Annotated in this window: 4 protein-coding genes and 1 pseudogene; all 5 read right to left on the bottom strand. The window is 68.3% G+C overall.

All coding sequences use genetic code 11. The annotated features are described in order from the left end of the window. Nucleotides 1-226 (bottom strand): annotated as a pseudogene (locus SYNGFB01_RS13345) (methionyl-tRNA formyltransferase); the annotation flags it as partial. Nucleotides 227-250: 24 nt separating this feature from the next. Continuing rightward, nucleotides 251-1,651, bottom strand: a complete 1,401-nt coding sequence (locus SYNGFB01_RS09815; RefSeq protein WP_048017879.1) for a TldD/PmbA family protein — start codon at nucleotides 1,649-1,651, stop codon at nucleotides 251-253. 1 nt (nucleotide 1,652) lies between these two features. Next, nucleotides 1,653-3,095 carry a TldD/PmbA family protein gene (locus SYNGFB01_RS09810; RefSeq protein WP_082325976.1) on the bottom strand — a complete coding sequence of 481 codons (1,443 nt, stop codon included), beginning with the start codon at nucleotides 3,093-3,095 and terminating at the stop codon, nucleotides 1,653-1,655. 97 nt (nucleotides 3,096-3,192) lie between these two features. Beyond that, a complete protein-coding gene (gene acsF, locus SYNGFB01_RS09805; protein ID WP_048017878.1) occupies nucleotides 3,193-4,284 on the bottom strand; it encodes a magnesium-protoporphyrin IX monomethyl ester (oxidative) cyclase in 1,092 nt (363 codons plus the stop codon). A 92-nt stretch (nucleotides 4,285-4,376) separates the two neighbouring features. Then, on the bottom strand, nucleotides 4,377-4,747 hold a 371-nt coding region (locus tag SYNGFB01_RS09800; RefSeq protein WP_048017877.1), incomplete at its 5' end, for a DUF2996 domain-containing protein.

Raw genomic sequence — 4,747 nt, 5'->3', positions numbered from 1 at the left:
CCGCCAGCTGCGACTGGATCTCGGGCTGACGGCGGATCCGCTCCGGGTGAACACCGGGATGCCCAGCTCAAGGGCCCGCGCCTTGACCGCACTCGGCACCAGGTGCTGCCGCGGCCGCGCGCCGGTCCGGCTGGCTCACCACGCCCACCAGCTCGTGTTCAGCACGCAGCAGCCCCTCGAGGCTGGGCACCGCATAGGCCGGGGTGCCCCAGAAGAGGATCTTCATCCGGCCCGGCTCGGATCCATCGGCTCAGGCATCGCCGGTGATCGAGAGACCCTCCACCCACACGTGCGGGCAGAGCCCGTCGGGGGTGACCTTCGCGGCTCCCTCGAAGCCGATGATCCGCTGCAGCACCTGGCGGATGTCACCGGCCACGGTCGCCGCCTCGATCGAGCGCAAGCTGCCGCCCTGAACCAGCCAGCCGTCGAAGGGCAGGGAGAAGCTGCCCTGGCTGGCTTTCACGCNGGCGTGGAGAGCCGAGAGCGAGTCGATCCACACGATCGGCTGATCGGCGTTGAATCGATCCAGGCCCTGCTGGCCGCCGTCGCTGTCGGGGGTGGGACCCACCTCGAACCAGTCGGGTCCCACCGACACCTTCGCACCCAGGCCGGCGTGCCCGGTTGGCGCGACGTTGAAGGCACGGGCGGTGGCTTCCGAGTGCAGGAAGTTGCGCAGCAGGCCTGCCTCCACCAGGGCCAGCCGGCGCGTCGGGGTGCCCTCGCCGTCGAAGGCGGCGGCGCCGATGTTGCCCGGATGGAGACCGTTGTCGTGGATGGAGAGGAACGGCACGGCCAGAGGCTGCCCCAGAGACTCCCGGGTGCTGAGGCTCACGCCATCCAGGACGGCGCGGGCGTNGAACAGACTGGAGAAGGCGCCGATCAGATCGAGGAACGCCTCGGGGCTGAACACGCAGGTGTAGCGGCCGGTGTCGATCGGTCCGTAATCGAGGTGACTGATCGTGCGTTCAGCCGCTTCATCGATGCAGCCCTCCACATCCAGCTCGCCGCTGCCGTAGGCCAGCCGCACCGCCCCGGCGCTGCGCGGCTTGCGGCCCGCCTCCTCGGCCCGTGCATAGAGATAGAGGCTGGCGGTGGTGAGGGCCTGATGCCGACAGGCGCCGTCGCTGTTGAGGTAGAGGCGTTCACTGCTCCGCTGGGCAAGGCCGTTGTAGGGCACCGTGCCGATGGCGGGATGGCGATCGAGCAGCTGCCGTTCGGCAGCCTTGAGAGTGTTGAGCAGCTGCAGGATCGGCTGGGGTTCGTGGCGTGGCTGCTCCAGCACCGGCAGGGGGGCGGTGGCCAGGGGTGAGAAGGCCGGTGTGTCGTCGGGGTTCCCGAAGGCGCTGGCGTCGCGGGCACCGGTGAGGGCCTTCTCCAGGCCGCCGTCACTGAGGTCGGAGGTGCTGGTGATGCCCACCAGTCCGTCGGCATTCCACACCCGCACGGTGATGGCCTGGCGCTGCGCCCCCTTCATCTGCTTGGCCTCACCCCGATCCACCTGCACCGAGGTGTCGGTGCTGCAGGAGGCGCCCAGATCCCACTGGCCGATCCCGTTCCGCCGGGCCATCTGTTCGACCCGCCCGCGCAGTGCCTCCGCATCGAGCGTGGCAGTTGTCGGCCGGGTCTTTGCGGGCTGCGTGCTCCGGTCCATCTCAGCGCCCCCCNACGGTGATCGCGTCCACCTTGATATGGGGCTGGCCCACGGTCACGAAGATGCTGCCGCTCACCGAGCCGCAGAAGCCGGCGGCCAGTTCCAGGTCGTTGGCGCACATCGAGATGCGGGGCAGCACCTCCTTCGCCTCACCGATCAGGGTGGCACCCTTGACAGGCCTGGAGAGCCGCCCGTTCTCGATCAGGTAGGCCTCCTCCACGGCGAAGTTGAACTGGCCGGTGGGTCCGACGCTGCCGCCGCCCATCGACTTGCAGTAGAGGCCCCGATCGACCGAGGCGATCAGCTCATCCGGGCTGTGCGGCCCGGCGGCGATGAAGGTGTTGCGCATGCGACTGGCGGCGGCGAAGCCGTGGCTCTGACGTCGACCGCTGCCGGTACGGGGGTGACCGGTGCGCAACTCGCCGGCCCGGTCGGAGAGAAAGCGCTGCAGCACGCCGTTCTCGATCAGCACCGTGCGCTGGGGTTCCATGCCCTCATCGTCCATCGAGAGCGAACCGAAGGCGCCGCCGGTGAGACCCTCGTCGATCGCGGTGACAGCCTCATGGGCGATCGGCTCGCCCACCCTGCCTGCGAAGGGAGTGGTGCCCCGTTCCACCTGGGTGGTTTCCAGCAGGTGGCCGCAGGCTTCATGGAAGATCACGCCGCCGAAGCGGTTGGCCAGCACGGCCGGCATCTGACCGGCTTCCACGTAGTCGGCATACAGCATCGTGCCGGCGCTGTCGCACACCTCGAGGGCGCTGGCTTCGGCATCCCATTCCCGCAGGTGCCCGGGCCGCCCCGAGCTGCCATAGCGCCGACCCACGCTGGAGCGGTGCTCGCCATCGGCGGCCAGCACGTTGAGCCCCAGCGACTGGTGCAGCCGCACGTCGCGGGCGAAGGTGCCATCGCTGGCGGCCACGAGCACCTCCTGCCAGTCGCGGGCGTAACTGCCCCGCCGGGACTGCAGGTGGTGTCCGTGGCGCTGCAGCAGGGCCGTTCCCTCCAGCAGCCGGCCGGTGGCCTCCGCCAGTGCGGGGCTCGAGCTCAGCCAATCCACCTTGTCGCTGCCGAAATCGCGCAGCTCCGGCAGTCCTTCGAAGCCGCTGCGGCCATGGCTCAGCAGCTCCAGACCGAGCATGCCGAGGGCCTGCTCCAGGGCGTTGCGCAGCCCACCGCTGCTGAGGTCGTTGGTGCTCACGAAGCCGTCGCGCTCGCCGCGGAACACCCGGATTCCTGCCCCCATGCCGAAGGCGGGGCTCACGCTGGTGATCGCCTCCTGCTCGGCGAGCACGCCGAGATGATCGGTGCGCTCCAGGAAGACCTCCACGAGATCGGCGCCCGCTGCACGGCCGAGTCCCAGCAGCTCCTCCAGCCGGCCTGTCCAGCTCCGATCGAACTGCCCGGGGCTCAGGGGCGGGTCAGGCAGCTGGAGTGAAGCGACCATCGGCGGAAGAGTCGATCAGCAGTGGTCCTAGCAAAAAGCCCCGACCTATCGGGCCGGGGCGTCGCTGCAGGGCCTCGGGAAGGCCGGCGGGATGGGGTCAGCGCACGGCCGGCTGGAACCGGTCGCTGGGGATGGGGCTCATCAGGTAGAGCCTGGCCATCTCGGCGGCGTTGGCGATCCAGAAAGGCAGCTTGCGAAGGGCCTTCAGGGGTGCCGGGGCCGAACTGGCCTCCGCCGCGGCGAGCTGGGCGTTGTTGTCCACCAGCCGCTCGAGGCGCTCCCAGAAGCGGGGGTTGCGCACGTCGAGCACCACCGGGAAGACCCGGGCGGAGGTCTCGTTGGTCTTGTCGATCACGTACTTGTCGTATTCCCGGGCATCCAGACCGAGGGCCTCGTAGAACTCCTTGCGGGCCACGTCGCGCACGTACATCGTGGCGAACACGGCCAGCAGGAAGAACCGGCACCACAGGCGGGCCCGGAGACCGGTGACGGTGCTCGGCTGGGCCTTCATCAGGGCGTCGAAGAAATCGCCATGGCGGTTCTCGTCCTGGCACCAGTTCTCGAAGAAGTTGAAGATCGGGAAGATCTTGCTTTCCGGATGCTTCTCGAGGTGGCGGTAGATCGCGATGTAGCGCCAGTAGCCGATCTTCTCGCTCAGATAGGTGGCGTAGAAGATATAAGCAGGTTTGAAGAAGGTATAAGCCTTGTTGGCGGTGAGGAAGCCCAGGTCGAGCTGCAGGCCGAAATCGCTCATCGCCTTGTTGAGGAAGCCTGCATGGCGTGCCTCGTCACGGGCCATGTGGGCGAAGCACTCGGCCAGGAGGGGGTTCCTGTCCTTGATGCGGCGGCTCAGCTCCTTGTAGAGCAGGAAGCCGGAGAACTCCGAGGTGCAGCTCTGCTCCAGGAATTCGATGAACACCCGACGGGTCTCAGGATCGAGCTTGTCGGCCGCGCCTTCGAACTCCTCGTTGCGCACGAAGTGGTGGCGGTTGTAGTCCTTGCGGAACTCCTCGCAGATGGCCTCCAGCTCCACCTCGTTGGGGCGGAGGTCCATCGCCGCCATGGCCTCGAAGTCGGTCGTGTAGAAGCGCGGCGTCAGGATCGTGTCCTTCACGGGCTCCTTGATCGCCGGGGCCTCCGGCGTGCCGCTCAGGGCTTCAGGCGGGGCAACGGTGGCGGGAGGCACCATCAGAGCAGTAGGCGCGGGGCGATCCGAGCATCGTAGGCCCGGCACCGCAGCGGCGCCGGCGATGTAACGGCATCAGCCGCAGTCGCTGGGGCTCAGTTGGCCCCGAGCCACTTCTGAGCGTTGAGCCGCTGCACCAGCCGCGACACGAGCAGCGCGAGGGTGATCTTCTTCTCATCGATCAGGAACGATTCCAGCAGGCTCGGCTGACTGCCCGCTTCCGCCAGGGCAACGATCTTGGGGGCATTGATGTCGTCGCTCAGAAAGCAGAGCCAGAAGCGCCGATCCCCGGGCAGCTGCCCCCTCACCATCCAGCAGGGGGTGCCCACGACCGGCATGGCGCCCTCCTCGAAGTGGAGGTCCGGATCGGCTCCCCCGTAGGTCTCGATCTCCCGGGACAGGGCGGGCAGGAACAGCTCGGGGATGAAGGCAGCGAAGGGCTTGTCCTCCGGGGCCGGCGGCTTGG

The sequence above is a fragment of the Synechococcus sp. GFB01 genome, assembly GCF_001039265.1.
GTDB lineage: Bacteria > Cyanobacteriota > Cyanobacteriia > PCC-6307 > Cyanobiaceae > NIES-981.
The sequence above is the reverse complement of the archived record's forward strand: the minus strand, read 5'-3'. Positions and strand labels throughout refer to the sequence as shown.